At 68.3% G+C, this 25,645-nt stretch carries 25 protein-coding genes, 1 tRNA gene and 2 pseudogenes; 13 read left to right on the forward strand and 15 right to left on the reverse strand.

Annotated features, from left to right (window positions below):
* The first annotated feature begins 33 nt into the window (after nt 1–33).
* Entirely contained in the window at nt 34–606 is a 573-nt protein-coding gene (locus tag ACTWQI_RS22535) for a GNAT family N-acetyltransferase (RefSeq protein ID WP_443273300.1), read from the forward strand.
* A gap of 226 nt (nt 607–832) precedes the next feature.
* Here ACTWQI_RS22535 and ACTWQI_RS22540 read toward each other — a convergent pair whose 3' ends face one another.
* The gene (locus ACTWQI_RS22540) at nt 833–2,401 is read right to left on the reverse strand and encodes an MFS transporter (protein ID WP_443273142.1); all 1,569 of its coding nucleotides are present in this window, start codon (nt 2,399–2,401) and stop codon (nt 833–835) included.
* Between the two features lie 116 nt (nt 2,402–2,517).
* On the reverse strand, nt 2,518–3,309 hold the full coding sequence (locus ACTWQI_RS22545) for a TetR/AcrR family transcriptional regulator (RefSeq protein WP_443273144.1): 792 nt from the start codon (nt 3,307–3,309) through the stop codon (nt 2,518–2,520).
* Nucleotides 3,310–3,678: 369 nt separating this feature from the next.
* Here ACTWQI_RS22545 and ACTWQI_RS22550 point away from each other — a divergent pair, with 369 nt between their 5' ends.
* The gene (locus ACTWQI_RS22550; protein WP_443273146.1) at nt 3,679–5,112 is read left to right on the forward strand and encodes a M6 family metalloprotease domain-containing protein; all 1,434 of its coding nucleotides are present in this window, start codon (nt 3,679–3,681) and stop codon (nt 5,110–5,112) included.
* On the opposite strand, the gene ACTWQI_RS22555 is transcribed toward ACTWQI_RS22550, so the two are convergent.
* Nucleotides 5,085–6,326 (reverse strand): alpha/beta hydrolase, encoded by a 1,242-nt coding sequence (locus ACTWQI_RS22555; protein ID WP_443273148.1) that lies wholly within the window; start codon nt 6,324–6,326, stop codon nt 5,085–5,087. The two genes, ACTWQI_RS22550 and ACTWQI_RS22555, sit on opposite strands and share 28 nt — an antisense overlap.
* Nucleotides 6,327–6,623: 297 nt before the next feature.
* Here ACTWQI_RS22555 and ACTWQI_RS22560 point away from each other — a divergent pair.
* From ACTWQI_RS22560 to ACTWQI_RS22590, 7 genes and pseudogenes are all read left to right on the forward strand, one after another.
* Nucleotides 6,624–6,696 (forward strand) — tRNA-Arg (locus ACTWQI_RS22560).
* A gap of 354 nt (nt 6,697–7,050) precedes the next feature.
* Entirely contained in the window at nt 7,051–7,197 is a 147-nt protein-coding gene (locus tag ACTWQI_RS22565; protein ID WP_443273150.1) for an LPFR motif small protein, read from the forward strand.
* 7 nt (nt 7,198–7,204) lie between these two features.
* Nucleotides 7,205–7,492 carry a gas vesicle protein K gene (locus ACTWQI_RS22570; protein ID WP_443273302.1) on the forward strand — a complete coding sequence of 96 codons (288 nt, stop codon included), beginning with the start codon at nt 7,205–7,207 and terminating at the stop codon, nt 7,490–7,492.
* Nucleotides 7,493–8,066: 574 nt separating this feature from the next.
* A complete protein-coding gene (locus ACTWQI_RS22575) occupies nt 8,067–8,873 on the forward strand; it encodes a SigB/SigF/SigG family RNA polymerase sigma factor (RefSeq protein ID WP_443273303.1) in 807 nt (268 codons plus the stop codon).
* A 331-nt stretch (nt 8,874–9,204) separates the two neighbouring features.
* Nucleotides 9,205–9,624 (forward strand): SPW repeat protein, encoded by a 420-nt coding sequence (locus tag ACTWQI_RS22580; protein ID WP_443273305.1) that lies wholly within the window; start codon nt 9,205–9,207, stop codon nt 9,622–9,624.
* A gap of 977 nt (nt 9,625–10,601) precedes the next feature.
* Complete coding sequence (locus ACTWQI_RS22585) at nt 10,602–11,153, forward strand: hypothetical protein (protein WP_443273152.1); 552 nt, start codon at nt 10,602–10,604, stop codon at nt 11,151–11,153.
* 522 nt (nt 11,154–11,675) lie between these two features.
* Nucleotides 11,676–12,180, forward strand: a pseudogene (locus ACTWQI_RS22590) (SDR family oxidoreductase); the annotation flags it as partial.
* A gap of 97 nt (nt 12,181–12,277) precedes the next feature.
* On the opposite strand, the gene ACTWQI_RS22595 reads toward ACTWQI_RS22590, so the two are convergent.
* Genes ACTWQI_RS22595 through ACTWQI_RS22610 form a run of 4 tightly spaced genes read right to left on the reverse strand, consistent with a single transcriptional unit; the run spans nt 12,278 to nt 13,912 of the window.
* On the reverse strand, nt 12,278–12,451 hold the full coding sequence (locus ACTWQI_RS22595) for a hydrophobic protein (protein WP_443273154.1): 174 nt from the start codon (nt 12,449–12,451) through the stop codon (nt 12,278–12,280).
* On the reverse strand, nt 12,427–12,906 hold the full coding sequence (locus ACTWQI_RS22600) for a hypothetical protein (RefSeq protein ID WP_443273156.1): 480 nt from the start codon (nt 12,904–12,906) through the stop codon (nt 12,427–12,429). Before ACTWQI_RS22600 ends, ACTWQI_RS22595 begins: the two co-directional genes overlap by 25 nt.
* Complete coding sequence (locus tag ACTWQI_RS22605; protein ID WP_443273158.1) at nt 12,900–13,172, reverse strand: hypothetical protein; 273 nt, start codon at nt 13,170–13,172, stop codon at nt 12,900–12,902. Before ACTWQI_RS22605 ends, ACTWQI_RS22600 begins: the two co-directional genes overlap by 7 nt.
* Nucleotides 13,169–13,912, reverse strand: coding sequence for a hypothetical protein (locus ACTWQI_RS22610; RefSeq protein WP_443273160.1), 744 nt, complete (start codon nt 13,910–13,912; stop codon nt 13,169–13,171). The genes ACTWQI_RS22605 and ACTWQI_RS22610 overlap by 4 nt, the downstream gene beginning before the upstream one ends.
* Nucleotides 13,913–14,070: 158 nt before the next feature.
* Between ACTWQI_RS22610 and ACTWQI_RS22615 the strand changes: the two genes are divergently transcribed.
* Nucleotides 14,071–15,195, forward strand: a complete 1,125-nt coding sequence (locus ACTWQI_RS22615) for a tyrosine-type recombinase/integrase (RefSeq protein WP_443273162.1) — start codon at nt 14,071–14,073, stop codon at nt 15,193–15,195.
* 43 nt (nt 15,196–15,238) lie between these two features.
* Here the strand turns inward: ACTWQI_RS22615 and ACTWQI_RS22620 are convergent, their stop codons facing one another.
* Both ACTWQI_RS22620 and ACTWQI_RS22625 read right to left on the reverse strand, forming a co-directional pair.
* A complete protein-coding gene (locus tag ACTWQI_RS22620) occupies nt 15,239–15,673 on the reverse strand; it encodes a hypothetical protein (RefSeq protein WP_443273163.1) in 435 nt (144 codons plus the stop codon).
* A 26-nt stretch (nt 15,674–15,699) separates the two neighbouring features.
* A pseudogene (locus ACTWQI_RS22625) lies at nt 15,700–16,146 on the reverse strand (HU family DNA-binding protein); the annotation flags it as partial.
* A gap of 1,128 nt (nt 16,147–17,274) precedes the next feature.
* Between ACTWQI_RS22625 and ACTWQI_RS22630 the strand changes: the two are divergent.
* A complete protein-coding gene (locus tag ACTWQI_RS22630; protein ID WP_443273165.1) occupies nt 17,275–17,469 on the forward strand; it encodes a hypothetical protein in 195 nt (64 codons plus the stop codon).
* 63 nt (nt 17,470–17,532) lie between these two features.
* On the opposite strand, the gene ACTWQI_RS22635 is transcribed toward ACTWQI_RS22630, so the two are convergent.
* Nucleotides 17,533–18,201 (reverse strand): hypothetical protein, encoded by a 669-nt coding sequence (locus ACTWQI_RS22635; protein ID WP_443273167.1) that lies wholly within the window; start codon nt 18,199–18,201, stop codon nt 17,533–17,535.
* A gap of 998 nt (nt 18,202–19,199) precedes the next feature.
* Between ACTWQI_RS22635 and ACTWQI_RS22640 the strand changes: the two genes are divergently transcribed.
* Nucleotides 19,200–19,409 carry a hypothetical protein gene (locus tag ACTWQI_RS22640; protein WP_443273169.1) on the forward strand — a complete coding sequence of 70 codons (210 nt, stop codon included), beginning with the start codon at nt 19,200–19,202 and terminating at the stop codon, nt 19,407–19,409.
* A gap of 164 nt (nt 19,410–19,573) precedes the next feature.
* On the opposite strand, the gene ACTWQI_RS22645 is transcribed toward ACTWQI_RS22640, so the two are convergent.
* Entirely contained in the window at nt 19,574–19,885 is a 312-nt protein-coding gene (locus tag ACTWQI_RS22645) for a hypothetical protein (RefSeq protein WP_443273170.1), read from the reverse strand.
* Nucleotides 19,886–20,119: 234 nt separating this feature from the next.
* Nucleotides 20,120–21,007, reverse strand: a complete 888-nt coding sequence (locus tag ACTWQI_RS22650) for a GNAT family N-acetyltransferase (RefSeq protein ID WP_443273172.1) — start codon at nt 21,005–21,007, stop codon at nt 20,120–20,122.
* 652 nt (nt 21,008–21,659) lie between these two features.
* Between ACTWQI_RS22650 and ACTWQI_RS22655 the strand changes: the two genes are divergently transcribed.
* Nucleotides 21,660–22,220 carry a hypothetical protein gene (locus ACTWQI_RS22655; protein ID WP_443273173.1) on the forward strand — a complete coding sequence of 187 codons (561 nt, stop codon included), beginning with the start codon at nt 21,660–21,662 and terminating at the stop codon, nt 22,218–22,220.
* Here the strand turns inward: ACTWQI_RS22655 and ACTWQI_RS22660 are convergent.
* From ACTWQI_RS22660 to ACTWQI_RS22670, 3 genes are all read right to left on the reverse strand, one after another.
* Nucleotides 22,173–22,772, reverse strand: coding sequence for a TetR/AcrR family transcriptional regulator (locus tag ACTWQI_RS22660; protein ID WP_443273175.1), 600 nt, complete (start codon nt 22,770–22,772; stop codon nt 22,173–22,175). The two genes, ACTWQI_RS22655 and ACTWQI_RS22660, sit on opposite strands and share 48 nt — an antisense overlap.
* Nucleotides 22,773–22,800: 28 nt before the next feature.
* Nucleotides 22,801–23,808 carry a hypothetical protein gene (locus ACTWQI_RS22665; protein WP_443273177.1) on the reverse strand — a complete coding sequence of 336 codons (1,008 nt, stop codon included), beginning with the start codon at nt 23,806–23,808 and terminating at the stop codon, nt 22,801–22,803.
* Between the two features lie 113 nt (nt 23,809–23,921).
* Entirely contained in the window at nt 23,922–25,421 is a 1,500-nt protein-coding gene (locus ACTWQI_RS22670; protein ID WP_443273178.1) for an FAD-dependent oxidoreductase, read from the reverse strand.
* Between the last annotated feature and the right edge of the window lie 224 nt (nt 25,422–25,645).

The following is a 25,645-nucleotide window of genomic DNA, read 5'->3' on the forward strand; positions in this document are numbered from 1 at the left end:
GACCCCGCACGGGGAGGCGACATGGTGCCGAGAATGCCGGATGTGCAGGTCAGACCAGGCGAGGAGGACGACCTTCAGGCTCTGACGGACCTCTACAACCACTACGTCCGCCAGACGCCCATCACCTTCGACACGGTGCCTTTCACCCCCGAGCAACGTCGCCCATGGCTGGACTCTCACCCTAAGGACGGCCCTCACCGGCTCCTGGTTGCCCAGGAGGAGTGCCCGAAAGGCCGAATCCTCGGGTATGCGACGAGCAGCCCCTTCCGGCCGAAGGCGGCGTACGACACCTCGGTGGAGGTCAGCGTGTATTGCGCGCCGGACGCCGGCCGGCGCGGCATCGGCACACGCCTCTACACGGCGCTGTTCAAGGCGCTGGAGGGCGAGGATCTGCACCGCGCCTATGCGGGGCTGACCGCCCCCAACGAGGCGTCCGCTCGCCTGCACGCCCGCTTCGGCTTCCGGCTCGTCGGCACGTACCGGGAGGTGGGCCGGAAATTCGGCCGCTACTGGGATGTGGACTGGTACGAGAAGCCGCTCGGCGTCACGGAGCCCCGGCCTACGTCGGTGAAGAGCCGCCAGACGATCTCCCCCTCCCGCCGCTGAGCCCAGCCGCCGACGACCGTGCCGTTCCACCAGGCGGTCAGGCCGATGTTGCCTTTGCGGTCGAAGACTTCCGCAGCATGGCCCGCTCCCTGACGGTGCTCTCACGCGTCGTGGAACCCACCCGGCGCCACACTGCGCCGGGTGCGCCGTCGCGCATGGCGGAGGGCCCCAATCCCCCCGAAGCGGGGCCCTCCGCTCTTGAGTACGGACAGCGCCTGCGTTTGGCTCAATGAGTGGGAACCGGCGCCGCCACACCGTCCACGGCCGCCGCATCGCCCGTGCCCCGGTCCACGTCCTCGCCCGTGTCGCCGCCCTTGCGGGACCCTGCCACCGGACCGCCGCCGCCCTGTCCGCGGGTGGTGACGAACGTGGCGGCGATCGCCGCCGACAGCACGAGGATGCCGACCGCCCACCAGATGGCGGTCGAGTAACCGTGCACCATCGACTCCAGCCGCAGCGCCTCGACCGACCGCGCACCGGCCGCATGTGAGGCGGCGTACGCCGTGGTGGCGCTCGCCGCGATGGTGTTCAGCAGCGCTGTGCCGATGGCGCCGCCCACCTGCTGAGACGTGTTGACCATCGCGGAGGCCACACCGGCGTCGCGCGGCTCGACACCGTGCGTCGACAGGCTCATGGCCGGCATGAAGGCCGTACCCATGCCCACGCCGAGCAGGAGCTGCGCGGGCAGGATCAGCCCGGCGTACGAGCTCCCGACCTCCATCCGGGTCAACAGCAGCATGCCGACGGCGGCGACCAGAAAGCCCGGCGCCATCAGCAGGCGCGGTGCGACGCGGTTCATCAGCCGGGCGCCGATCTGGGTCGAACCGGTGATCATGCCCGCGATCATCGGGAGGAAGGCGAAGCCGGTGCTCACCGGCGAGTAGCCCTTGACGACCTGCAGGTAGTAGGTGAGGAAGAGAAAGAGGCCGAACATCGCGATGACGGCCAGTCCCAGCGACAGGTAGACCCCGCCGCGGTTTCGCTCGGTCACCACCCTCAGTGGCAGCAGCGGGGCCGCAACCTTGGACTCCACCAGCGCGAACGCGGCGAGCAGCACCCCGGCCGCCACGAACAGGCCGATGGTCGTACCCGCCGACCAGCCGTCGGACTCGGCTCGCGTGAACCCGTACACCAGGGAGACCAGCCCCAGCGTGGACAGCACGACACCGGGGATGTCCAGCGGAGACCGGTTGCGGGCGCCCTCCGGCTCACGGACCACGGCATACGCACCGGCCGCGGCGACCACGGCGAACGGGACGTTGACGAAGAAGGTCCAGCGCCAGTCCAGGTACTCGGTGAGTACGCCGCCGAGTATCAGACCGACGGCACCGCCGCCGCCCGCGATGGCCCCGTAGATGCCGAACGCCTTGGCCCGCTCCCTGGCTTCGGTGAACATCACCGCGAGCAGCGACAGCGCCGCCGGTGCGAGCAGCGCGCCGAACACGCCCTGCAGAGCACGGGAGCCCAGCAGCATCCCGGTGTTCGCCGCGGCACCACCGAGTGCCGAGGCGGCGGCGAAGCCGAGCAGACCGACGACGAACGTGCGCTTACGGCCCCACAGGTCGGCGATCCGGCCGCCGAAGAGCAGCAGGCCACCGAAGGCGAGGGCGTAGGCGGTGATGACCCACTGGCGATTGCCGTCGGAGATGCCCAGATCCACCTGGGCGGAGGGCAGGGCGATGTTCACGATCGTCGCGTCGAGAACGACGATCAACTGCGCGAGGGCGATGAAGACCAGCGCCTTCCAGCGCCTGGGATCGGGCCGGGTGTCGGAAGAAGAGGCTGAATCTGGCATGGCTGTGCCTACCTAGGGTGCGAAGAGCCGAGACGTCGGGACGGTGAGAAACGGGCTTACGGATCGCGGGAGAGAGGTCGGGAGGACGCGTGGAGGGGCGGCGGGAGCGCGCGCCGTCAGGCTTGTTGCCGGAGGTCCTCCAAGGTGGTTGCGGAGCCGGGGAGTTCGGAGCGCGCCGGGGTGTGCAGACCGTCCAGGAACAGCTGCAGGTGGCGGTGGACGAACCGGTGGAAGCCGCTACAGCCGCCGGCGGACTCTCCCCTTGGGGGCACTGCCCCTGGGGTTCCCCATGCCGCAGGCCAGGGGCCTACCTCCCCCAGACTCCTCCCCCAGCTTTCGCTGGGGGTGCCCCCAGGAGGTGCCCCCGCGGAGGATCCCCAGCCGGGCAGCGGCCGGGTCAGCTGGGTGAGCGCCACCATCAGATCGCCGGCGTCGATGTCGGTGCGGAGCTGTCCGGTGGCACGCGCCCGCGACATCAGGTTCTCGATGTCACGTGCGAGGCGATCGCGCGCCTCCAGCTGCTCGGGGTGGTTTCTGTCGATGCCCCCGGACAGCAGCAGCGGGCACAAGGCGCCGATCCGCTCGTCGGCCGCCGCGTGAGCGAACCGTCGCAGTGCCTCGAAGGCATCCGGCTCCTCGGTCACGGCCGCCTCGGCCTGTTCGCAGATGCGGTCCATGACGTGCAGGGCGACGCGGTGAATCAACTCGCGGCGGTCGGCGAAGTGCCGGTAGAGGGTGGCGTTGCCGACGCCTGCGCGGCGCGCGACCTCGTCGAGTGGGACGTCCGCCCCGTACTCGACGAACATCTCCCGGGCGGCGGCGATGATCCGCTCCCGGTTGCGCACGGCGTCGGCGCGCAACCGGGGAGCGCGGCGCTGCTCCGTACGCCGGTCGGTGGTGGCGGCCACGATGTTGCTCCCTTCCCGCGGGTCTCCCGGTCGCTTGCCGTCGGGATCCGATCAGATCCCGACGTTTGACACGACGACGCGGGGAGCGCCTCCCCCGTCGCTCGGACACGGGCGTAAACGGGGAGAACCTCCCCGGATATTTCCTGAGCTTGTGTGACCTGTCTCACACCATCAGGGCGCGGCCGCCGCCTTTCCTCCGAGCGGTACAGACCGCCCCGCTAACGCTCCACGGCCGAACGGCACCCGAACGGAGCAGGAGTTCCGCCCGTACGGCCGCACCCGGCGGGCGCCCGAACGGCGGCGACAGCACCGTGATCGGACCAGCGCAGTCGGGTTCGCGCGACTGCCCTGACGGAAGGCGGCCGCAGCATGAAGCCCAACCGCCCCCGAATACCCAAGGCCCGCGCACGGAAGGCGCACGGCGACGAGGCCCACATCTTCAGCGCCCACACCGACAACGTCCCCCTTCCCCGGCTCCGCGCCCCCCGCTCCCGTACGGGCAGCCCCCGCGGACCGGTCCCCCAGGTCCACGCCGCCCGCATCCGCAGGCCCCGGCGCGGCACCGCCCTCCTCGCCGTCGCCGCACTCGGCCTGACGGCCCCGGCCACGGCGACCACGACCGCGACCCCGGGCACCGCCGGCGCCCCTCAGGCCAGCGCCGCCCGGCCCGACGCCCCCTGCTCCCCGGCCCCCGTCAAGGACGTCCAGATGTCCGAGGGCATCCCGACGCCGGCCGGGCATGCGCCGAGCACCGGCACCCTCCGAGCGCTCAATCTCATGATCGACTTCCCGGACGCGCGGGGTCAGGGCACTGCCGAGGAGCGGTACGCCGAGTTCTTCCCGGAGACCTCCGACTGGTACGCCACGAGTTCGTACGGCGCCGTGAGCTACCGGGCCGACGCTCCCGTCGACGAATGGCTGCGCATGCCCAGGCCGTTCAACGAGTACGGCATCGACCGGGGTGTCGGCTACGAGCCCGGCTACCGACTCCTCGTCGAGGACATCGTGGCGGCCGCCGACGAGCGGGTGGACTTCGCCGCGTACGACATCATCAACGTCCTGGTCACGCCCAACGCCGGCCCGTCGGCGCTCGACACCGTGCTGTCCGTGACCTACGCGGGCCTGCACGACGCGCCGGAGGCGGACGGGGTGCCGCTCGCGTACATGTCCTTCGTCTACAGCCGCCAGGACGACGGCTCGCCGTCGGCCATCGAGAACGCGTACCGGGTGCTGCCGCACGAGAACGCGCATACGCTCGGGCTGCCCGACCTCTACACCTCCCGGGGCGGCGAGCGGGCCGGCCACTGGGACATCATGTCCGAGGACTGGGGGGCCAACAACGACCTCCTCGGATGGCACAAGCGCAAGCTGGGCTGGCTCGCCCCCGACCAGGTCGCGTGCGCCAAGGGCAGCGGGAGCAGCGAGCACTCCCTCATTCCGCTCGCCCGGCGGAGCGGCGACAGGGGCGGCGGCGTCAAGCTCGTCTACGTGCCGGTCTCTGAACGCACCGGGTACGCGGTCGAGTTCCGCACCGAGGAAGGCAATGACGCGGCCGTCTGCCGACCCGGCGTCCTCGTCTACTGGGTCGACACGGGGATCAGCAGCGGCGAGGGTCCGATCACGGTCCGGGACAGCCGACCCGACAGCAATGGCTGCGCACATCTGCCCAATGTCAACGCCGAGTTGACGGACGCCGCGTACACGGCCGGCGAGCGGATGTCCGACAGCAGGACAGGCATCACCATCGAGGTCCTCGACAAGGACGCGGCCGGGAACTACCGGGTGAAGGTGACGAGGCCCTGATGAAGCCGGGTCCTCCCCGCACCCTCGTCGGCGCGCGGGATATACGGCAGACCGGGCAGTCGGCCTGACGGCTCGTCGGGGCCCTCGCTGCGCCCCGAGGAGGGGAAGGCCGACTGCCGCTCGACCGGGTACGCGTGGTGGAGGCCCTCGGGCCGTACGCGCGTCCAGGCCCAGTTGTAGACGTCGGGCAGGGCGTTGCGCCACGCCCGGTAGGTGTGGCCGCCGCCGGGCTCGACCGCCAGCTCCACGTCCTCGCCGAGTGCGCACAACGAGCGGTGGAAGGGCGGGGTGGCCTTCCAGGTGTGGTCGTCGTCGGTTCCGGCCATCAGATAGAACGCGGTGCTGCCGACGCGGCGATGAGCCACGCACCAGAGAGGCGAGTTCTCCCGCTTGGCACGCTCGCTGCCGCGGTAGAGCGCGCCGGTGTACTCGTCCTCCACTGCGGTGAAATAGCCGCTCATGCTGGCGGCTGCACCGTAGTGCTCCTGATTGCGCAGGGCCAGGTTCACCGCCGCGTAGCCACCGACGGAGAAGCCCGCCAGCCCCCAGTGCGGCCCGCGACGCTGCACCCGGAACAGCCGCTGGACGGTTGTCGCCACATCATCGGTGAGGTACGTCTCGGCACGCTCGCCGCGCACGGCGTCCACCCCCTCCGTGGAGCGCCAGCGCGAACCGTTGCCATCCGGCATCACCAGCACCATCGGCCCGGTCGCCCGCTTCCGCAGCGCCCGTTCGTAGAGCCGGTCCGCATCCAGGCTCCGCAGAAAGTCCTCGGGCTCGCCGGGCTGGCCGTGCAGCAGCTCGAGCACCGGAAAGCGGGTGCGCACATGTGCGCGCTCGAAGTACTGCGGCGGCAGGTAGACGTAGGCGGACCGGCCCCGGATTCCGCTGCGCTCGCCCGGTACGGGGACCTCGAGGAGCACGCCCCGCCCGGGACGCCCCACGGCCCGCATCCGCGCGGCCACCTCTGCGGGTCCGTCCTCCGCCCGTACGGCCACGATGCCGCGTGCGTGCAGACCGAAGAGGTCCTCGGCGTGGACGACGTACCCGAAGTGCTGATTGACGAGCGCTGCGATGAGCAGCACCGCCCCGCCGAGGGCCACGACCGCGAGGCCGACGCGCCGACCACGGCGGCGCGTCCGTACGGCCCCCAGCAGCGGCAGCACGGCGAGGACGACGAGCGCGGCGATGAACGCACCACTGGTGATGTCCACTGGCCGGCCCCCTCCCGTTCCCGTGCAGTTCCCCCGCCTGCGGCCTCTCCATGGTCACCGGGGCGCGGGCCGGAATCGTCGGCCTGAGGTGCCGGGCGGAATCCGCCCGAAGGATGAGATCGACTCCGACCAGAGGAGCGACCGATACGAGGCGTTCGGGCGCCGTCACCGCGGCCTCATTCCTTCTGCCGGCCGACGCAGCGATCACGGCCGTTCGGGGAGACTGCCCTGGGCCTGACGGGCGGCAAGGGGTGCGACCGGGCCACTTGCGAGTCCGCTAGGCTGTCCCCGGAGCCCGCCTCCGTAGCTCAGGGGATAGAGCACCGCTCTCCTAAAGCGGGTGTCGCAGGTTCGAATCCTGCCGGGGGCACACAGTCTGACCAGCGCGTCCGTCCCTGCGGGACGGGCGCGCTGTTCGTCGTAGCCGTGGCATTAGCCGTCGTTAGGTTCCATGCCATGGCGAACACCCAGTCCAGGAGTACTCAGCGAGGCCGAAATCCGTCGGTGACCGTGACGGTCACGGTAGCCGTGCCCTCCGGGTCGTCAGGGTTTTCCAGACGATTGCCGAGGAACGGCCGGATTTCGTCCACCTTCCCGCACTCGGCGTCGCGGCATGGATGCTGTGGCACGGGCTGGTGGCGCGGCACGGACGCTGTTTGCGGGCGGCGTGCGCGGCAACCCGTTGGCTGCACCACATCGCACATGATCGCAACAGGAGGATCCCATGCTCCGCGCCATCGCGGATGTCATCCGCTCCGTCGGCGCCACCCTCGCCTCCGTGGTGACACTGCCGTTCCGGGCCATTGCCCGCCTGCTCGGCGGCGTATCCGACACCGCCCGCTCCGCCCGGAGGCCGCGCCGCCACGTGTGAGCCCTACCTGTGTCGGCGCGGCAAGGACTTCCCCACACTCGGCGTCGAGTCGGTGGAGCGCGGGCTGGCCAGCCTGGTGCTGACCGTCATCGAGCTGCTCCGCCAGCTCATGGAGCGCCAGGCGCTCCGCCGGGTGGAGAAGGGCTGCCTCAGCGACGAGCAGATCGAACAGCTGGGGCTGACATTGATGGCCCTGGAAGAACGCATGAAGGAGCTCCGCGAGCACTTCGGGGTGTCTCCAGAGGACCTGAACTTCGACCTGGGTCCGCTAGGCCCTCTTCTGCCCCGGGACTGACCTTCCCCGAACGGGTGACGTAAGGAATGCAGACCCACATGCCGGGCAGCAGCGCTATCGCCGGGCCGCCCGGCGCCATCCCGTCTCCCCCACGGGTACCGGAGCGGCCCGCGCCCACCCCAACGGGTCCCCGCCGCCCCGTCGCCGGGACAGGTCCTACCAGTGCCCTTCGATTCCCGGCTGTTCCTGCCCTCCCTGCGGTGACAGGTGGGTAGGTGGCGCGAGGGTTTCCGGCGTCACCGGCGAGCCGCCCGATGGCGGCGGAGGCTGAGTCGATGCCGCACCGACCAAGACGCAAGATCCCCTGCGCGGCTACGGCGTCGGAATGAGGTTGTCCGAGAGCCGTGCGCGGTGGGTCGCCCCGCAACGGTCGCGCGCCCGTCGGCGGCGTGTTTGCCGCGCAGTCGGTCGGGCAGGCGGACTGACGTGCTTCGGACCGGAGGCACGCCCCGCAGGAGAGCTCCTTCCTGCCCGGGCGTGCCTGGCCGAGGTGAGCACCCCTGCGGTGAACCGTCCACCATCCCGCGTGGACCGTCCGCTGTACGAGGAGGTGTCTCTCGTGACGACCGTATCCATGCAAACCAAACCCCATCGGGTCAAACGATCTTCCGTCAAGCACCCGCACGACGACGCCCCCAACACCACCGCTGAACTGCGCGAGATGACATATCTGCCCGACGGGCCAGCGAAACAGGCCCTGCGCCGACAGGTCGTCGAAGCATGGATGCCCATGGCCCATCGGCTGGCGCGCCAGTTCCGCAACCGCGGAGAGCCCCTGGAGGACCTGGAGCAGGTCGCCGCTCTGGGCCTGGTGAAGGCCGTCAGCCGCTACGACCCCGAACGGGGCACAGCCTTCGAGAGCTTCGCGGTGCCGACGATCGTCGGGGAGGTCAAGCGCCACTTCCGCGACAACCTGTGGGGCGTCCATGTCCCCCGCCGGGTCCAGGAATTGCGCAACCGTGTACGCGCCGCTCACCACGAACTGTCCCACTCGCTCGACGGCCACGGTGCCAGCGTCCAGGAGGTCGCCGACCACACCGGCCTGACCGAGCGGGAAGTCCTCATCGGCTTTGAGGCCCTGGACACCTACACTCCACTCTCGCTCGACGCGCAACTGCCGGGGATGGAAAGCGGCTTCTCCTTGGCCGACGCCGTGGGCGATGAGGAGTCCGGCTATGACCGGGTGGTCGATCGAGAGACGATCAAGCCGAAGCTCAGGCGGCTCCCGGAGCGGGAGCGGCAGATCCTGTATCTGCGCTTCTTCCGCAGCATGACGCAGAGCCGCATCGCCGAGCAGCTTGGCATCTCCCAAATGCACGTGTCCCGGCTGATCAGCCGGACCTGCGCGTCGCTCGGCGAACAGGGTGACGAGGTGGCCTGACGTAGCCGGCCGCAACTCCTTGCGTGGGCAGCCGCCGCAGCGTGAGCGATGGCCGTCGCTGAAAGGCGCGCCGTGAGTGGGTCACGCAAGGAGAACAGCGCCGAACCGGGCGATGCGGCACGAAGGGATGCCTACCGCAACTCCCCGAGCATGATGCTTCACGCGCAGGGCTCCTGCGCTTCGTGCCCGCTTGTGCGATCCATGGCCATGGGGGCGCGGCTTTCGGTCAAGTCTCTTGCTGTGGTTCGAGTTTCAATCCCTTCATGTCGGCTACGCGGCCATCACGGCATATCTCCACCGACGAAGGAGGTGGCTTTCGGTGACCGCACCGATGTCACCCGTTATCGATCAGCACCCGGACCTCGTGGCCCTGCGCGCCCAGTCGGAGCGTGCGGCAGCGACCCCGACAGGCCAGGCCGTGGAGTGCCTCAGTCTGCTGACCGGCCTGTATCTGGCCGCATCACCGTGGATCGTGGGCTTCAACGGCCTGACCACGCTGGCGGTGAACAACCTCATCGCCGGTCTGGCCTTCGCGTATCTGGCGATGGGTCTGGGAAACGCCTACGAGCGGACTCACGGCATGAGCTGGGCAGCAGCAGGGATCGGCGTATGGACGATCATCGCCCCTGGGATGGTGGCAGGAGACGTCTCCACCACCTCCACGATCGTCAGCAATGTCCTCACCGGCATTGTCGCCGTCCTGCTGGCTCTCGCCACGGCAGGAATGGGGGCACCGCGCCGACGTATCTGACGGGGCAACACCCCGAGCGAAGATCCCGCGAAGAAGAGCCCGGGGCAGGCCTCCCGAGGAATCGATCGGACACGCAGCGGGATACCGACGCCCGCCGCGTGTCCCGGCACCTCTATGGAAGGCACGATCGAAACGAGCGTTCCACGACTGCGGCCCACCGCGCACCATCTCCCGGTAGTACCGCTCAGCGCCCGCCGGCACCTCCGTGTTCTGCCGCGCCGTGCACTCCGCCAAGCTGGCGTGCAGCGTCCAGCCGGGCAGGCTGCTCCACTTGGCACCGCAGGTGGACCAGCAGCGTGTGCACTCCAGCTCGTACCGACATCTCACTGCCACTCCTGCGCGTGGTCCCACGGACGTAGGAACCACTCACGGGCCGCCTCGGCGACCTCGTCCAAAGCACCCGGCTCCTCGAACAGGTGCGTGGCTCCCGGAACCACCTGAACCCGGTGGGGGGCGTACGTAGCTGCTTGGCCACTTCCCGGGTCATCGCCAGCACCTCGGTGTCCTGGCCGCCCACGATCAGCAGCACTGGTGCCTGAACCATGCCCAGCACGCCAAGCCCGGCCGCCACCCCGAGGACCGGGCCGAGCCCGGCCCGTACCCGTCCCCACTTCTTCCGGGCGGGTCGGCTCGCGACTCTCCCTTCTCTGCGCCTCGGGGCGACCTGGCCCGCGGGAGGAGGCGAGAGCGATGGCGCTGACCGGCAGCGAGCACGGGCCGGCGCCCCCATCGAGTTCCGCCGCCTCACGGCGCCCAGTGAGGACGATCGGCACCCGGAGCCCTTCCTGCGACAGCCGATCTGATGGCTCCGGTGGTCGACCTCCACCGGGCCGGACCCCTCGAGCGCATCTCACCCGATGCCGTGGGTGCCGGCTGACGAGCCTGCGCGGCGTGTGACTCAAGCTGGGCCCGGAACGGTGGTGTTTCGAAACTTCCTTCACGGGAAGTCGGCGGGCACACCGGGTAGGGAGGACCCAATGTCAGCAGGGACCCTCATCGCCATCATCATCCCCACTGTGGTCGTGCTCGCCATCCTCGCCGTGGCCCTGCGGATCTACCTCCGCCGCCGTCACCTGGAGGAGCGCTTCGGGCCGGAGTACGAGCGGACGGTCGAAGCCGAGGACAGCCGCCTGGCGGCCGAGCGCGAGCTGCAGGAACGCGAGGAACGCCACGACGCCCTCGACATCAAACCGCTGCCCAGCAGCGTCCAAGACCGGTACACCCAGGACTGGAGCAGAGTGCAGGAGATGTTCGTCGACAGGCCGAGCGACGCCGTGGAGGAAGCGGACCGACTGGTGACCGCGCTCATGAGCGACCGCGGCTATCCGACCGAAGGGTTCGAACAACAGGTGAAGGACCTCTCGGTCGAGCACGGCCGAACACTCGAGCACTACCGGGCGGCACACGAGGTCAGTCTGAGAAGCGGCCGCCAGGAGGCGACCACCGAGGAGCTGCGGGGTGCGATGGTGCACTACCGCGCGCTCTTCGACGAGCTGCTGGAAGACAGAGGCGGCCGAACGGCCGCGTGAGAATCCACCGGACCGCCGGTCTCCGCTGCGCGCCGGGGGCGCAGACGTGATGCGTCCCGCCGCCCACCGGTCGCGCAGCCGGGACGGAGATGAAAGACATGCAGCGCGACAACGAACCGGGGCGCGACGAAGGCCTGTCCACCGAGGACATCGCCCGCCCCCAGGAGACGACCGAGTTCCAATCAACGGCGCCGGCCGAGCAGGCACCCGTGATGCCGGGCGAGGCCACGGCCACTGAGCCGTCGGCGGCCGGGCCACGAGAAATCACCGAGGGCCGGGCAGAAGCCGGTACCGCAGAGGCTGCCGTGACGCCAGAAACGGAGGAGGCAGTCGCAGCGACCACGCCGCTCCTCGGCTCGGAGGAGGAAAAGTTCCGCTCCAGATGGCAAGAGATCCAGAGCGGCTTCGTCGATGATCCGAGGCAAGCCGTTCATGCAGCGGACGCCCTGGTCGCCGAGGCCATGCAGTCACTGGCCACACTGTTCGCCAGCCACAAGCAAGGGCTGGAGGACCAGTGGCTGCCTCGTCGACCGCGCCGTGGAGGAATTCGGCCGGATCGACGTCCTGGTCAACAACGCGGCCTATCAGATGGCCCGGACCGAAGGCATCGAAGCCATCACCACCGAGCAGTTCGACCGGGTGATGCGGACCAATCTCTACGGCATGTTCTGGCTCTGCAAGATGTCCCTGCCGCACATCCCATAGGGCGGCAGCATCATCAACAGCACGTCGATACAGGCCTACCAGCCCAAGCCCTAGGGCGGGATCGTGACCTTCACCCAAGGTCTCGCCATGGAACTCGCTCCGCGCGGCATTCGCGTCAACGCCGTCGCGCCCGGACCGGTCTGGACCCCGCTCATCCCCCCACCATGCCGGACCCCGCGGAGTTCGGAAAGAAGAAGTCCCCGCTCCAACGCCGGCACAGCCGGCCGAGATGGCACCGGCGTACGTATTCCTCGCCTCCGAGGAGGCGAGCTACATCACGGCCGAGATCCTCAACGCCACCGGCGGATCACCCCTTCCGTAAGAAGCGAATTCGCACCCGATGGAGACGGCTCACGGGTCGACGGCCGATTCCGTCGACCGGTGAGCCGTTTGAATGAGGGGCCTGCGGGCGGCACGGCCTACCAGCGGTACCAGCGACTCCTGCGGGCGCCGGGTGCGGCGGTCGGGTGGATCACAAAGCCCAGCAGCCACAGCACCAGAACGATGGCCGCGATCCACCACAGCGCCTCGAGCGCGAAGCCCGCGCCGAAGAGGAGTACGGCCAGAATCAGAACGAGCAAGAGCGGAACCATGGTGTATCGACCTCCGCAGCCCGAGTGCCCCGGCTGCCCGGATCCATGCCCGGGAGGGGGAGTTCGTAGAAGGCAACGCGGCTGGCTACCGAACAGCCCCTGAAACCCCAGCCATTGAGCCGCGGCGGCACGGGTGGGCACCACCACTCGGACCGGAGCTTCGCGGGCTGGTCTCCGGCGGGGGCCCGGTCGGCGTTGAGCAGGATGCGGGCCATCGTGTACTCGCTGGTGACGTCGGCGCTGTTCGCACCGACGTTCAGCAGTTGCTCGATGTCGGGCTCGTCCTCGGGGGCGGTGGCCCGGTCGGGGTACGGAGTGGTGCGGATGAGCTGCTCGACGTGGGCCAGCAGCGCGTGGTGTTCGGGGGTGAGGTCGCTGGTGGTGTTGTACGGGCGCCGCTGCGGCAGGTTCGCTCGCCGCCAGGCGGCCCCCTCGGCGATCTCGCGGGCTAGCACGCCGTCCCGGCGGGCGTGGATGGCGCGGGCGGCCCAGGCGCGGCGGAGTGGTGGCGGGTGGTGGTGAGCGTCCGGTCGCGCAGGTCCGGGTAGCAGGGGCCGGCCAGGGCGGCGGCCAGCAGCTCGCGCATCTGCTCCTTGGTTGGCCCGTCGGTCCACTCGGCGAACCACCGGGTGCCGGAGTCGTAGCGAAGTTCAACGCGAACCCCGGTGGTCTCGGTCAGCTCCAGCCCGAGTCGGCGCGCTTGCGTGCTGCGGCTGGTCATGCGTCGTTGTCCTTCGGCGGGTTGGCGATGTCGGCGGCCAGTGCGCGTTGCTTGGCGGCGTCCTGGCGGTGGTCGTCGGCGATGGTCGGCTCGGCGACGGCAAGCTGGTCGTAGACCTCGGCCATGGCGGTCCGGGCGGCGGCGTGGGCCTTGCTGCCCACGGCCTCCACGGCGGCGTTGTACGCGGCGGTGTCCTCGGCGCGCAGTTCGCCCAGCCGCGCGTACAGGCGTTTGGCGGCGGCCCGGTTGGCGTTGGCGGCCTGCTGCTCGACGACATTGCGCGGGTCGGTCGCCGCGAGACCGGCCGTGATGGCGTACGGCTCGCTCGGATACAGCTCCGCGTACCAGGTGTCGAGGGTGCGGGCGATCTCGGCGGCGGAGCGGTTGGGCGAGGCGCGGCGCTGCTTGATGAGTGTCCAGTCGAGGACGACGGTGCCCCACTTCTCGTGGGCGGACTGCTTGGTGATGCTGGCGGCCGCGCCGATCTTGGTCCAGCTGGCGCCGCGCTCGTTCTCCACGACCACGGCCTTCTCCACGATCTGGTCGGCGAGCCGGCGCAGCTCCAGCGCGTCCTCCAGGACCTCGCCCTTGGGCTGGCGGGTCCGGGGCTGGAGCGGGAAGTTCTGCAGGATCGCGTGGGCGAGTTCGCTGAGCGCGTCGGCGTGGGCGACGTACGCCTCGTCCAGCGGGGTGAGTGCCCGCGGGCGGCACCCTCCGGTTACGTCATGGTCCTTAGTCATGCCGTCAGGCTAGTCCTGACGGCTCTCAATCGTCAGGGTTCTCCTGACGATTGGCCGAGGAGCGGCCGGATTCCGCCGTACGGGCGGCCGGAAGGAGAGCACAGGATAATGACCGTTATCCTGTGCCCATGCTGACGCGCACTCAGAATGCAAGCGATATGGGTGAATCGCCAGACATGCCGGGAACGGTCCTTGCGCGCTCACCCCGGGCCGCCCTGGCGCGACTGCACCGCGATCCGCGCGAGCAGTGGCCCGAACATGCGCGGAGGCTGTACCACCACCTCGTCGCCCTCTACGGCGAGGAGGACCCGCTGCCCACCCTGGCGGCGGGCTGGATCGCCCACCAGCGCAGCACCAACACGCAGAAGACCTACGCCCGGGGCTTCCGCGTCTTCGAGGAGTACGTCCGGGAGCACGGCGTGAACCCGCTGCAGACCACGTTCATGCTCGCCGACACCTTCTCCACGTACCTGGAGACCGCCCCCACCTGGGTACGGGCCAAGGGAGGAGCCAAGGGCGAGATGGCCCGGACCGGGCCGCCGTACTCAGACGCCTCCCGGGCCAACGCGCTGTCCGCGGCCAGCTCGTTCTTCGACTACCTCGACAAGGTCGACGACACCGCGGTGCGCAGCAACCCGTTCGCCGGGGTGCTCCGGCCGGCCATCGACCCCGACTACTCCCCCACCGAGGGGCTCACCGAGGAGCAGACCGCCCTGCTGCTGCTCACCGCCCGCGACCACCACCAGCCGGCCGCCTACCGGCCGCGGGCCTACGCGCTGCTGCTGATGCTCTACACCGTCTGCCTGCGCATCGACTCCGCGCTCGCGGCCCGGGTGGAGGACCTCGGCTACGACAAGGGCCACCACGTCATCAACGCCCGCATCAAGGGCGGCGCCCGGAAGAAGAAGGCCATCCCGCCACACGCCTGGGACGCGCTGATGACCCACCTGGACGGCCGCACGGAGGAGTTCCTGTTCCAGACGGCGAGCGGCGGGCCGCTGGACGAACCCTCGGTGTGGCGGCTCATCCGCTCCCTCGCCAGGCGAGCCGGACTGCCCCAGGCCGACTCCATCCACCCCCACGTGATGAAGCACAACGCCATCACCCACGCGCTGGCCAAGCCGAATGCCCGGATCGACCGCGTCCAGGAGTGGGCCGACCACAAAGACAGCCGGACCACCGGGCGGTACAACCGGCGCCGTGGCCTGCTCGACGACTCCCCCGGCTACGACCTGGCCGCGTCCATGGCCGGGGCCCTCGAACAGGCCACGACCAGGGCGTAATACGCGCCGCCCCCGACAACCACGATGGCGGCCGGAGCGAGCCTTACGGGAGCTTGATGCGTCCGAAGAGGTCACCGAAGATGAATCCATAGGCCACGCAAATCGCAACTACCTTCGCGTAAAAGAACACCCACATCACGGGAAGCACGTGGGCTGGGACGTCCCCAATCTTCTCCTGGTCAACGTCCACTGACGGGTTATGGTTATCCCCCTTTTCCCTTAGTTTCTTTTCCTTCCACCACACCCAAACCGCGAAGTTTCCGGTAGTCCAGACGTATTGGATGAGGTCGAAGAGGACTGCACTAGCGAGAAACGCACCGGCCGCAAGTTGCACGCTGGTGAGGTTGATCTCCGAAGCCTGTAGTCCACCGGAGAGGAGCCAGACAACGGCGACCCCAGCAAGCGCCAACTGACGAGTGATCTCACTGACTGTCTTGCTCGAGGTGTAGTAAGCCTCGCGTCCCTCGTTGAGTTGCACGGCGTCGGTCCTGCTCCTTATTCATTCTTTCCTGTCGACTGCCGCCTTGGGCCTGTCCCTCCGCCTGATCTCGCTGCGGCCTTTGCTGTGGGCTTTTTGGTAGTGGTCTTCTTAGCCGTCGCAGCCTTCTTCGCCGCCGCCTGGCGGCTGCCCTTGGGCGCCTTCTTCACGGACACCTCGCCGGCCTTCGGCAGCTTCTTGGTGCCGGCCACGAGGTCCTTGAAGCCCTGTGCAGCGCGGAAGCGGGGCACGGAGGACTTCTTGACCCTCGCGCGCTCTCCGGTCTGCGGGTTACGGGCGTACCGGGCTGGGCGGTCCACCTTCTCGAACGATCCGAAGCCGGTGACCGATACCCTGTCGCCGGTGACGGTCGCTCGCACGATGGCGTCCAGTACCGCGTCGACAGCATCGGCGGCCTGCTGCCGCCCGCCGAGCTTGTCAGCAAGAGCTTCTACGAGCTGCGCCTTGTTCATGTCGATCCGAGGGCTTGGAAGCTGGGGAAGGATCGACGGTAACCACGTCCCACCGTTCCTACGGGGGCCACAAGCGCGAACGCTGTAGTTCCCACCGACGGCCCACGCCATGGAATCCGGAGACGGGGAGCTTATCCGGGATCCGGCACACCGCCATCACCCCTGCCCTGGCGAGGCCGAACGCGCGGATCGACAAGGTCCAGGAGTGGGCCGACCACAAGGACTCCCGCACCACGGGGCGGTACAACCGACGCAAGAACCTCCTCGACGACAGCCCCGGCTACGACCTCGCCGCCACCATGGCCAGCGCTATGAAACCAATCTCGGCCGCGAACTGACCACTCGGGCCGCCTGAGACCGTGTCGACGAGTCGCTTGCTTCTCTGCAGACTTGACCGCGCTACATGTCGGACAGATGGGTGAATCGAAGGACAACCGTCACGGCACAAGGCAGCGTGGCACGCGGTAGCCGCAGACCAAAGACACGATGAAAACGTGGACCAGGGTGACGCAGCAGTGTGGGCGAGCGCTATTGGAGTAGCCGACACCTTGCTTGGGACAATCGGAGGCGCCTTCGCGGGATCTCGCACGTCGCGTAAGCAGACCAGGGAGCGGGCCAGTATCGAGCATGGACATTGGATCAGGGAGCAGCGACAGTCGGCATACGCCGAGATGCTGAGTGCTGCTGATCAGCTCAAGGCAGCAGCTTCCGAATTGGTCGAATACACATACGGAAGCCGACTGAACAGAGTGGTTTCTGTCATCAAATGGAGAGTCTTCCGCCCAGGGAAACCGGAGCCGATCGATACAGCCACTGAAGCGGCCCGTCGAGCTGTGACGCGAGTGAGGATCGTCGGTCCGGAGGAGATGGGCCGCCGAGCGGTGCACTTGGGCAATTGCGGAATCAGCCTGTTCAGAATGACTGGAAGCGGCAAGGCACGGAACGACGCCTTTGACCATGCCTATGAGGCCTTCGCAAGAGGGGCCCAGGAGGTACTCGCTACTGATCCATCGTCACATCCATGAGTGGGATACATGGCGGGCGCAAGATCGAGCCGGGGCCAGGGCGAACAGAAGAGCTGGCCCGGGCGGCGCAAGATCACCTCATCCAAGGCCGTCGTACAGGCGTGTGATCTACCTCGGGAAGGCCATTGCCCTGGCTCTCTACCTGCAGGCATTCATCACCATCCCCGGCTTCGTGCTGGCTGCAAGACTGCTCGGCTACGGGGCGCTCGATGCGGCACGCGACGCAGGCAAGGCCGTCGAAATGGCGTGGGACAAGCTGTACCCACCCACCGGGGAGGACCGGGAGGCCGACCGCTAACGGCGTACGGTACGGCGGAGCCCCCGGAGGCAGCTCCAATTCCGGGGGCTCGTGGCGTGTGGGCTACAGCGGCGTGCCGCCGCAGTCGGCGTATTCGCCGTCGGCGTCGCGGTGGGGCTCGATGCAGTCTGCGTGGGCGGCGTCGGGGTCGTGGGCGTGCCGCTGCAGGAAGGCGCCGGCGTGGGCGGCGGCCTCGGCGGTGCTGCCGTACGGTTCCTCGCCCTGCGCGGTGGTGCCGTCCTCGGCGGTGGCCTCCCATACGTACCCGTCGTCGTCGGGGAATTGGGTGATGGTGGCGTGGCCTCCGGCCAGTTCCAGCTCGACGGGCCGGGCCTCGCCCCTGGGCGGGACGGCGTCGGGCCAGCGGAGCCGGGCGGACTGGCGGGTGATGCCCCAGGCGGCACCCAACTTGGCGTAGCTGGCGCCGGTGTGCCCGGCGGTGCGGGCGGCGGCGGCCGCCAGTCGGTCGACGGCGCTTTGGGCCTGGCGGAGCGCGTGCAGGGCAGCGAGCTGGTAGTCCGGGGCGCTGACGTTCCCGGGGGGCACGGGCTGTCCGGCGTCGCGGTAGCTCTGGTCACGCAGGGAGATCGCGGAGGCCATCTCGTGCACCGCCTCGAAGATGTCGTCCTCCAGGGCGATCAGCTCGTCCTCGGTCGGCTCGCGCCAGGCCGGCTCGCGCAGGGTCAGCAGCTGGGTGTAGAAGTCGGGGTGGTCCGTCGTCGGCAGGATCATGTGACAAGTTTCCCTGTCACCTGACGCCGTGACAAGTGTTCCTGTCAACACGGCATATGACAGTTCCTCCTGTCATCCTGGGCTCCGGACATGGGGAGCTTATCCAGGCTCCAGACAGGGATGAGGCGGGCCCCCGAGCTGCCAAGGGCCACCGACGAAATTCCGGGCATTCGGGTGACGGTACGGCGGGGCACTGACATTTAGCTTCCTGCTTGTCCCTCCGGGATCTTCGGGGACTGCGCAGGGTGCGTCGGGTCTGGTTCTTCCGGCACGGCTGAATCACTTACCGAAGTATCTGCTTGCAGGCGACTTCTTGGCTCATCGAGGAGCACGACCCCGCCCAGCGCATCCGGCACCCGAAGGTCCGGGCCTTCTCGACGGACGTACCGAGCTCCTGAAGCCATACCCGTGCTCCCATCACCCAGTCGCAAGGTTCGTCTAGCCGTGCTTCTAGCCGTGAACCACAGACGAAACCTGCACACCCAGACGCCACGGATGCCATCCTGAAGATGAAAGAAGCAGGTAGGAGCCACGGGCTACAGATCAAGTTGCCCTCCTAAAGCGGGTGTCGCAGGTTCGAATCCTGCCGGGGGCACACGACGAAGGGCCAGTTCAGAGGGGTGATTCCTTCGAACTGGTCCTTTCGCATGATCGCGACCGTGCCACACACGTGCCACAAAGTCCGCTAACGCGTTCCGATAGACCGCCGTAATGCCCGGCTGACCGTTCACGGCAGACGGCTGTTGGTCGCCCCGCAGTCAGCCGCTAGCGGCACTGCTAGACCTAGCGACCCCACCCACTAGACCTAGCGCCTCCCAAACCTGTGAACAACGGCCGCCGACATCGGCCTCCCCGCCCTCGGCCGGACCACCGAATCAGTCGCCGCCCCTACGGGGGTATTCCGCTACTTCTTGGCTGGTCTGGCCGATGGTCGGGGCAAGGCTTTAGCGGTCACCCGAACCATGAGATTTCTGATTCTTCACCGATGGGAGAGAGACATGCGCGTTCGGACGGCGTTCGCCGCCATCGCCCTTGCCACTGCCGCCGCACTCAGTGGGGCAGCACTACCCGCCTCGGCGCACACCACCTCAGCGTCGGCACCGACCGACTCGGAGGGATACAACAGGTGCATGGAGGTACTCCAGGACAGCGGTGTGCCTAGTTACAACGCCGTCCTGGAGTGCGCCTGGCATCTCCCATCCGTCTGACCGCCTCTCCGATATCCTCCCCGCAAACTGACAGGGCGCCATTCCGCGATAGCCGAGCAGGCGGTCGCGGGGAGCCGCGGGCAGCGAAGCGCTGAGTGGGTCCCGAGTCGGCCAGTCCTCCTTACGGGGTGACCTGTGATGAGGGCTGGCGACGCGGGCTCAGTCTAAGAGTCCACATCTCCCTGCGTCTTGCGGATCATCGAGCCGAGCCGATCGGCGATCTCCCGGTCACGGCCGTTGACCATGTGCTGATAGATCAGCGCGGCGCGGGGCGTGCTGTGGCCCATCCTGGTCATCAGCTCACGCAGGCTCGCGCCGGAGGCAGCGAGGGTGTTCCCCGTGTGCCGAAGAACTTTGGTCCGTGCCTTGATCCAGTCGTCACGAAAGTTACTCCGACAGAGCTGCCCGTCCTGAGGGCCAAGGAACACGTGACCATCACGGCCGGGACCGGCGAAGTCGTCGAGGTGCCGTTCCACGTCCTGTAGAAGTTCGGTCGGAAAGGCCACCGGGCGGGCAGGGGTGAAACCTGCCCGAGTAGCCAGCAAGCGTACGGCCCCCTGATCATGCTGGACCCCAAACCGGGCAGGGCACCGGCCAAAGCCGTTCCGCCGACCTCAGTAGGTGTTTTTCTTCCTTCCTGCTGTGCCCGGCAGCGCGGTGTTGGCGGATCAGCTTTCTGGTGGCAGGCGCGTTTTGTGTCGGCCGTGTTCCTAAACAGCTTTTGATGCGTCGTGGGAGAGCTTGTACCCGGTGAAGTCGGTGACCGGGACGTATCCGATGCGCTGGTAGAGGGCGTTGCTGGTGGGGTTGGCCGGGTCCGCGAACAGGACGACGTCCGTCGCGCCTGATGTCAGCGCGGCTCTGCTCACCTCGACCGTCACGGCGCCCGCGTAGCCGCGGCCCCGGAGGGGGGCCGGGGTGGAGACGGGGTCCACCCGGACCATGCCGTCGACCATCGACGTCGAGCCCGCCATGGAGACGGGAATTCCGTCCGCGGTCTCCCAGAAGGTGAAGTGCTTGTCCGCGAATCGTGTGTCGGCCCAGGAGCCGGCATCAATGGCGTCTATGGAGACCTTCTCTCCGACGTCGGCACAGAACTCACGGCACCAGCGCACGACTTGCTCATGGTCCTGCTCGCCCGCGACGCGGCCCCGGCCCTCTGGGCGCGGCCGCGGTGGGGTGAGCGTGCCGAGACGGTAGAGACGAGTCCGCCAGAAGGGCACCGGCGCTGCGCCCGTGTGCCGCTGCCATGTCTCGGCGAAAGCGGTGGCGGTGTCGTGGTCCGCGATGACGTCGGTGGGGGAGTGGCCGAGGCCAGCCAGGTGAGCGGCGAAGGTGTCGGCCTGCTCGGTAGAGAGGGGGGTGAGGGTCAGGCGGCCGCGCGGAGTGCGGTAAAAGATGGCGCGAACCTCGCCTCCTGACTCCAGTCGGCCGAAGACGGTGGCTTCGGGGCCGTGTGCGTCCGCCCCGCGTGTTCGCAGTTTTTCGATGTCCGTCAGCGGCGTGTTGTGCAGGGCTGGGCGCGAGCGCAGGAAGTCTCCGGCTCGGGCGAGGAAGTCGTCGATGTCTTCGGTGAGGTGCCAGTCATCCGGGCGCATGCTTCATGATCCCTGCTGTAACTCGACTCGGGGGGAGCACTTGCACGGCCAAGGATCAAAACACCTACTCACGTACGAGGCGGCACGCGTCCCCTTCCGATCAGCCAAGTAGAGCTGTATTGGATCTCCGCCCCTCATGCCGACAAGCATCAAGTAGTAGTTGTCGAGTTCACGAGCACAGCGAGCACAGACCCAGCCATACACAGGCTCCTCAGTCCGGCAGCCAGCTCCACAGCGCTCACAACCACCCCTCGTCTTGACCTTGGTCTCCCCATCCATGCGGCCGAGTCTTGACCCGGAGCATGGCGGCCCACGAGACCACGAATGGCCGTGCCACTCTCGTGCCAGAACGGACGGGAAGTCACGGGGAATCGGGGTGCACAACGGCACAGCGGCCGGACTGCGTCCAAGGTAAGGATTCAGCAGGACACGCGCCGGATCGCCCCACCTCGCTCCTAGAGCGGGTGTCGCAGGTTCGAATCCTGCCGGGGGCACAGTGTCTGACCAGCGCGTTCGCCCTTCCGGGGCGGGCGCGCTGTTCGTCGTAGCCGTGGCATTAGCCGTCGTTAGGTTCCATGCCATGGCGAACACCCAGTCCAGGAGTACTCAGCGAGGCCGAATCCGCCGCAACGGTTCTGGCTACCAGGCCAGCGTGTATGTAGGGCGCGATCCGCTCACGAAGAAGAAGATCTACGTCTACGAGCAGGCCGCGACACTCGCCGAAGCCGAGAAGGCCCGCACCAAGCTCCTCCACCATGTCGACGCGCAGCACCACCCCAAGACTCAGGTCACCATGGCCTTCTTGCTCGACCGGTGGCTCGGGGTGGCCGGACTGGATGAGACGTCGTACGAGCGCGCCGAGGGCATCATCCGCAACTACCTCAAGCCCATCTTCGGCGACATGAAGGCCGGCAAGCTGACCGCCGAGATGCTGGAGTTGTTCTACGCACGACTGCGGCGGTGTCGGGAACAGTGCGACGGCCGACGCAACGGGAAGACCGACCCGAAGACGCAGAAGAAGCACGTCTGCAAGAAGCTCGAAGCGAACTCCATCCGCAAGATTCACTTCGCCCTGCGGCCCGCCCTCGATCGAGGCCTTCGCTGGGGCTATGTCTCCACGAACGTCGCGGCCCTCGATAACTGGGACACGATCTCTCCGTTGCGGTTATCCGCGGAGGGCCGGTCCGATCCAGCGGCGGACGAGAGTCCGTAGTCCCTCGTCGGTGAGAGCCGGCGTCGAGGGGTACTGCAGAAACGACAGGAAGAGTCGCATCAGGATCTCGGCGAGCCCCTGGAAGTCGTCGTCGGTGGTGACGCCGACGGCGGGCCAGTCGACCGGCACGTTGCGGAGGATCCGCGCGCCAAGGGAGAAGGCCAGGGGAGAGGTGACCTCGATGGTGAAGACGTCGGCTTCGCCCGCCTGCAAGAGCAGGCCCAGGTAGGGCTCGTTGGGGACCGTTCGGACGGCGAACACCACGGATTCCACGGCAGCCTCGGCGGCGCTGCCGGACGAGGCCAGGTGGCGTTCCATCCGCCCGGCGAACTCCTCGACGCCGGCCAGGGCAACGGCGCGGAGGATGTCTGCCAGGCTCGGGAAGTAGCGGTAGACGGTCTGCCGGGTCACTCCGGCTTCGGCGGCGACATCGGAGAGGCTGGTCTTGGCGAGCCCGACACGGTCGATGCATGCCGTCGCCGCCTCGACGATCCGGCGGCGTGCCTCGTCCTCGGTACCGGGTGGGTTGCCCTGCCATCCGTGGTGCCCCATGCGCTCTATCTTCCCCGAGGGGGATACCTCAGATGCTGGCAGGTGCCTTGCGGCGCGCGAGGCCCTGCCGATACATCGCGGCCAGCAACAGACCGGCCCCCATGAAGCAGGCGAGCGCGTAGGGTCCGCTTCCGATCGGGGTGCCGTCGCTGGTGATGCCGTCATCCGCGGCGAGGTATGCCGGTAGGGCACTGATCCAGAACGCGGCCATCCCACCCAGGTAGATGGCGGGATAGAACCGGGCGAAGGCGGACAAGGGTTCGTCCGGTCCGCGATCCGGAGACCTCAGATGCGAGACGACGATCCAGGCGCCGGCCAGCCACACCAGGGCCAGCTCGATGCCGAGAATCCAGGCCTGCGCGGCGGTGTTGGGATCGTTCCCGCCGAAGAAGCTCGACGGGATGCCGGCGATCGCCATGGTCGGCGGGGTGAGGATGCCGGCTACCAGGACGCGCAACACAAGTGACCGCCCGCGTCGCGGGCCGCCGTCCGCGGCCGGGCTACCGGCCAGGCGCACGACGAGGTAGGTCATGCCTCCCATCGAGACGGAGGCGAACAGCAGCATGCTGTTCATGGGCACCGACGCCATCGCAGGGTGGTTGACGATGTGGTTGTCCATATTCCAGGCCCACCACTTCAGCTGCGGGCCAAGGTGATCGAAGACCTCGTAGAACACCTGGCAGGCGAAGGTAACGGCCACCGACCCGGTCAGCGCGCCACGGCGCCGGAAGATCCCGAGCGACCGCACGAGCTCGTAGGCGACCTGACTGATCACCGGGTAGAACGCCACGATGTAGAGCGGCAACCGGTCCCACATGAACTGCACGGTGAACTGGTTGTGGGCGAAGATGAAGCCGTACTGCTTCTCGAGACCGAACCACTCCGGGAAGTACAGCGGCGGTTCGGTCACGAGGAGATAGACCAGCGAGGCGCACCACAATGCCAGGTTGATCGGATCGCCCTGGCGGTGGCGGCGGACGGCGTGCACCAGGGCGAAAACGGCGCCGCCGATGATGAGCACCTCGAGCAGCGGCATCGTCGGTTGAGCGAGATCCCAGGGGAAGCGGAGCGAGACCACCGGGGAGACGTCGTGGCAGTCGAAACCGAGGTCGCGGGTGACGGCCTCCGCCTCCGGTCCGCACCCGGCGCTCATCGTGCGGCCGCCGGTGCCGCGGCACTTTCGGTGCCGTCCGGTGAGTAGTCCGTGGCCGGTGGCTCGGCCTGAGGATCGAACCCGAAGGGAACCCGGTGCCGGCCCAACGCGGCACGGACCCGGTAGCGCACGAGCCCCGCGATCACACGCGGGTTCCGCAGCATGTCACCGAGCGACTCGTCCAGATTGAACACCTTGGCGAAGTGCTCATCGACCACCGCGTCCTCACGGGCGGCACCGACGATGAGACTGAACGCCGGGCCGGACACGGCCGCGACGATGCGACGTCTCCACTCGCGCAACTTCTCGGTACCCACCGCACACTCGTAGCCCTGGTCCCTGGCCATCGCCAGGCGCCACGGCACGCCGAGCAGCTTGCGTTGCTCTGCGAGGAACCGTGAGAAGAACCTCGCGTCGAGATGCTCGGCGCGGGAGAGGTGCTCGCGCAGCAGCAGCGCCGAACCTGACGCGGAACTGATGCCCTGTGCGTAGAACGGGTTGAACGCGCAGATCGAGTCGCCGATGAACACCAGACCCTTCGGCGGTGTGCGCAGGCGGTCGTAGCGTCGCCACCTGTTGCCGGTCGACCGGGTCAGGTGGACCTCCGAGGTGGGGGAGCACTGGTCCATCGCGTCCGCGAACAACGGCGTCCGCACCCGGCGGGCCGACTCGACGAACGCGTCGGTGGTGCGAGGCATCTCGATCCCCCATGAGCCCATGCACGCGATGACGCGGTTCCCCTCGATCGGGAAGAAGTTCACCAGGAACTCGTGCTCGGCAGGGTGCTCGCCCTCGTCCTGGGTCGGCATGATCACCAGGTGCCGCCACCACCAGGACGGGGGTCGCTCCGCAGGTGAGGGCAGGTCGTACCAGCGCGAGGTGTAAGTGACCTTGGCGTCGAGGGTCCGCACCTCGGGTTCGGGCCAACCCGCCGCCACCAGCCAGCTGCCGACCGAGGAGCCGCGGCCCATCGCGTCCACCACGAAGTCGGCGTCGACGTGCTCGTCGCCGGTGGACGTGGAGATGTCGACCCCGGTGACCTCTCCGTCGCGGGTGCCGCCACCCCGCATGGTCAGGCCGTTCACCGTGACACCTTCGCGGACGACCACGTTGGCCAGATCCCGCACCTTGTCCCGCAGCACGCGCTCGATGAGGATCCGCGAACTGTAGATCATCGTCATCGTGCCGCGCTTGCGTGCCGCCCAGCCCTCCCCATCGAGGTAGGCGGCGTCCATGGACGGCATCAGATGCAGCCCACCAGCGGCGATGAGTTCGTCCTCGAAACCGGGGAACAGCGCCCCGATCGCGCGACGGCCCGAGTTCAGCAGGAAGTGCGGGTGCTTGCTCTGCGGCACGCCACGCCGGTGCTCGGCCTCCGCCGGAAGCTCATCGCGTTCCAGCACCAGCACCAGGTCGAAATGCGGGGCGAGCGCGCCCGCGGTGCACAGACCGGCGGCGCTGCCACCGAGGACGACAGCGGTATTGCCGAGCCGCATGCGGATCAACTCCCCACGCCATTCATACAAAGTGACGACGAATGTATGAATGATGTCAGGTGCGTGTCAAGACACCCATCTCGAGTGCTGGTGCGGCGGATTGCAGCAGCGACCCACTGGCCGGCCCGGCCCCGGTCGACCGGCGACGGGCCGTGTGGATCCCCCCTTTACCGACTTTGGCTCGTCAGGGTGACGTTGCCCGGCCCCTGTGGATGTGAGACGTA

This window comes from Streptomyces sp. KR80 (assembly GCF_052245555.1).
Lineage (GTDB): Bacteria > Actinomycetota > Actinomycetes > Streptomycetales > Streptomycetaceae > Streptomyces.

What these genes read in the sequence shown, in the direction of transcription:
- ACTWQI_RS22535 (WP_443273300.1), top strand. Translation starts at nt 34, where the DNA reads ATGCCGGATGTGCAGGTCAGACCAGGCGAGGAGGACGACCTTCAGGCT.
- ACTWQI_RS22540 (WP_443273142.1), bottom strand. Translation starts at nt 2,401, where the DNA reads ATGCCAGATTCAGCCTCTTCTTCCGACACCCGGCCCGATCCCAGGCGC.
- ACTWQI_RS22550 (WP_443273146.1), top strand. Translation starts at nt 3,679, where the DNA reads ATGAAGCCCAACCGCCCCCGAATACCCAAGGCCCGCGCACGGAAGGCG.
- ACTWQI_RS22565 (WP_443273150.1), top strand. Translation starts at nt 7,051, where the DNA reads ATGCTCCGCGCCATCGCGGATGTCATCCGCTCCGTCGGCGCCACCCTC.
- ACTWQI_RS22575 (WP_443273303.1), top strand. Translation starts at nt 8,067, where the DNA reads ATGCAAACCAAACCCCATCGGGTCAAACGATCTTCCGTCAAGCACCCG.
- ACTWQI_RS22580 (WP_443273305.1), top strand. Translation starts at nt 9,205, where the DNA reads ATGTCACCCGTTATCGATCAGCACCCGGACCTCGTGGCCCTGCGCGCC.
- ACTWQI_RS22585 (WP_443273152.1), top strand. Translation starts at nt 10,602, where the DNA reads ATGTCAGCAGGGACCCTCATCGCCATCATCATCCCCACTGTGGTCGTG.
- ACTWQI_RS22595 (WP_443273154.1), bottom strand. Translation starts at nt 12,451, where the DNA reads ATGGTTCCGCTCTTGCTCGTTCTGATTCTGGCCGTACTCCTCTTCGGC.
- ACTWQI_RS22605 (WP_443273158.1), bottom strand. Translation starts at nt 13,172, where the DNA reads ATGACCAGCCGCAGCACGCAAGCGCGCCGACTCGGGCTGGAGCTGACC.
- ACTWQI_RS22610 (WP_443273160.1), bottom strand. Translation starts at nt 13,912, where the DNA reads ATGACTAAGGACCATGACGTAACCGGAGGGTGCCGCCCGCGGGCACTC.
- ACTWQI_RS22615 (WP_443273162.1), top strand. Translation starts at nt 14,071, where the DNA reads ATGGGTGAATCGCCAGACATGCCGGGAACGGTCCTTGCGCGCTCACCC.
- ACTWQI_RS22635 (WP_443273167.1), bottom strand. Translation starts at nt 18,201, where the DNA reads ATGATCCTGCCGACGACGGACCACCCCGACTTCTACACCCAGCTGCTG.
- ACTWQI_RS22640 (WP_443273169.1), top strand. Translation starts at nt 19,200, where the DNA reads ATGCGCGTTCGGACGGCGTTCGCCGCCATCGCCCTTGCCACTGCCGCC.
- ACTWQI_RS22650 (WP_443273172.1), bottom strand. Translation starts at nt 21,007, where the DNA reads ATGCGCCCGGATGACTGGCACCTCACCGAAGACATCGACGACTTCCTC.
- ACTWQI_RS22660 (WP_443273175.1), bottom strand. Translation starts at nt 22,772, where the DNA reads ATGGGGCACCACGGATGGCAGGGCAACCCACCCGGTACCGAGGACGAG.
- ACTWQI_RS22665 (WP_443273177.1), bottom strand. Translation starts at nt 23,808, where the DNA reads ATGCCGCTGCTCGAGGTGCTCATCATCGGCGGCGCCGTTTTCGCCCTG.
- ACTWQI_RS22670 (WP_443273178.1), bottom strand. Translation starts at nt 25,421, where the DNA reads ATGCGGCTCGGCAATACCGCTGTCGTCCTCGGTGGCAGCGCCGCCGGT.